At 63.7% G+C, this 2,405-nt stretch carries 2 protein-coding genes; both read right to left on the reverse strand.

The features are described from left to right. Positions 1-32 precede the first annotated feature (32 nt). On the reverse strand, positions 33-1,715 hold the full coding sequence (locus Q0741_RS07405) for an ATP-binding protein (protein ID WP_298232556.1): 1,683 nt from the start codon (positions 1,713-1,715) through the stop codon (positions 33-35). Next, positions 1,712-2,405: restriction endonuclease subunit S (locus Q0741_RS07410; protein ID WP_298232557.1), on the reverse strand; the 694-nt coding region annotated here is incomplete at its 5' end. The genes Q0741_RS07405 and Q0741_RS07410, both read right to left, overlap by 4 nt.

Consider the following 2,405-nt stretch of genomic DNA (forward strand, 5'->3'; position numbering starts at 1 on the left):
TTTCATCCGTTTTCATCCGTTTTCATCCGTTTTCATCCGTTTTCATCCGTTTTCAATCCCCGTTCCCCCAGCCGGTAGAAGGCGCCCCGTCCTGCGCCTTCCAGCTTCAGCAGGCCGTTACCCTGCATCCGTTTCAGCAGATCCTTGGCCTGCCCCTCACTAAGGCGGCACAAATCCATCACTTCGGCACGCCGAATCTGCCCGTGCTGACGCACATAGTTGAGCACCATCTGCTCGTGCTGGATGGGGGTAAAGCCAGCCTGACGGGTATACGCGGCCTTCTCGCCCCGGCGCTGGTAGACAGCGGCCGACAGGGTATAGCTGCGCCCGCGTGCCGCACCGTGTGCCTCCACCAAACCCGCTTCGATCAATGCCTCCAGCGTGCGCTTCGCGCTCGCCGCGTCTCGCTGGATGCGGCCGGCCAGTTCGTCCGCGGTCACGCGCTTCAACTCACGCACCGCCGCCAGTGCGATCAGGCTGTCGATGGGCAACTCGGCGCCACGCCGGCGCTCTTCCTCCACCACCAGCCGGCGAAAATCCAGGTCAGCCGGCTCGGTAGGCAGGCGCACCACGACGTTCTGGGCATCGGTACGGGAGTAATCCGGCGCCGGCCGGCCGAACTTGAGCATGCCGCGATAGATGGTGTCCACGCCGCGCCCGGAACGTTCGACCACCCCGATGCGCTTCATGGCATCGGCCAGCGCGCGGTTGCGCGGGCGCGGCTCGGTCACCAGCAGGTTGGCCAGCGTCACCCCTTCCACCAGCCCGCCCGGGTTACTGACCACCAGGGCGTCGTCTTCCAGCCGCACATGCACCGCCCCCAGGCGGTGGTAGTCGCGGTGGATCAGCGCGTTGGCCACCGCCTCACGGAAGGCCGCCATGTCCACCATCGGCACCGGCACGCGGAACAAGCCTACCTGCAGTTCTTCTTCCGGGTTGTAGGGCCGGAAATTGGTCTCCAGCCAATCCAGCGCCTTCAGCAGCGGAAAACGGCGGAATTCGTTGAAGCGCACCGCCTGCTGCGCCAGCACCTGGAAAGCGAATTCGTGGGTGGGCACCCGTTCACGCAGGGCACTCTCCCGCCCCAACAGCAGCAGGCCAGCCAGGGTGGGCACCCGGCTGCCGTCCGGCTCGCGAACGGTCAGCCCCAGCGCGCCGTCCAGTGCCTCATCGTCCAGCTCCAGCAGCACGCGGTCGCCCCCGTACTGTTGCACGGCCTGGCGCAGGCGCTCACGCTCCAGAGGGTCCAGATCGGCCAGCGTGGCGCCCGCCACCGGCAGCGCGGACACATCCACCAGCCCCAAGGTGCTGGCGCGGCTTTCCCGCTCGTGGGGCAGCATGGGCACGCACTCCGGCTGCCCGTCGTGCCGTATCCTGCGTCGCAGATACACGCCGCCCGATGTCGCGACCACGGATCGCGCCTTGGGTACGGTGATACGGGCAATGGATACGCCATCCACTTCCCACGCCTGCACCGTCACGTTGACCGAAGGTGAGGTACGTGCTGCCACCAGGCCGGGCAGGCCATCGAGCATCCGGTGCTCCGCATGCAATCCTGTGGGCGTGCCGTCATCTTCAACACCCAACCACAGCTCGCCGCCCTCTGCATTGGCAAGGCAGACAATGGCCTCGACCAGCTCGTTGTTCGGCAGGCGCTTGCGGTCGCTTTTGAATTCGACCGTCAGGGATTCAGCAGGTGGCAGCTTGGGCGTCATGCCTGTTGCGCCTCCTGTAGCAGAGGGGTGACGCGGACGCGGCCAGTTAGGAGGTCGTCCATCAATCCCAATTTGACGTCGAGCAGTTTTTTCAACTCCGCCTGCCTTTGAATGACCAGCTGGCCAATGGTGTTCACCCTACGCAAGATTTCGTCTTGCTCGCGGGGCGACGGCCACGGAAAGGACAGGCCCATGAGCACTGCGCTATTGGCAACGTCGCGTCCAGCTGAGTTGACTTTGGTCCTCAGCTGTTGCCGAACTGGCACTGAGCTGGATAGGAGCAACTGAAGGAAGTGCGGACGGGCCCTCACTGAGTCGCACGAGATTCGCATGAAGTTGGACGACATGATCCAACCTCGCTCGTTCTCCGAAACTACGACGGATCGTCCGACGTCCGCCACTCGTGAAAAGACCACATCACCTGGAATCAACTTGAAATCACCGAGCCGCGCAGCTGTCACCTCATCGACAAACAGCAGCTCAGACTCAATGAATTCCTCCTCACCCAACGCTCCGATCGTTACGACAGGCGTGCCACTATTTCGCCAGTGCTCCCCTTTAAGCGATGAACCAAACGGTCCAGTTCGAATGACGGCACGATCCTCTGGCGCTACTCCTGCAAGACCGCTCGTGTGCCACTCCTTCGGAATCCACCCCAGCGGCGACTGCTTGTAGAGATGCGGCGCCTCG

It is taken from the genome of uncultured Azohydromonas sp. (assembly GCF_937926365.1).
In the GTDB taxonomy this organism is placed as follows: domain Bacteria; phylum Pseudomonadota; class Gammaproteobacteria; order Burkholderiales; family Burkholderiaceae_C; genus Azohydromonas.

Excerpts from the sequence above, each read along its gene's own strand:
- Q0741_RS07405 (WP_298232556.1), bottom strand. The coding sequence starts at position 1,715 with ATGACGCCCAAGCTGCCACCTGCTGAATCCCTGACGGTCGAATTCAAA.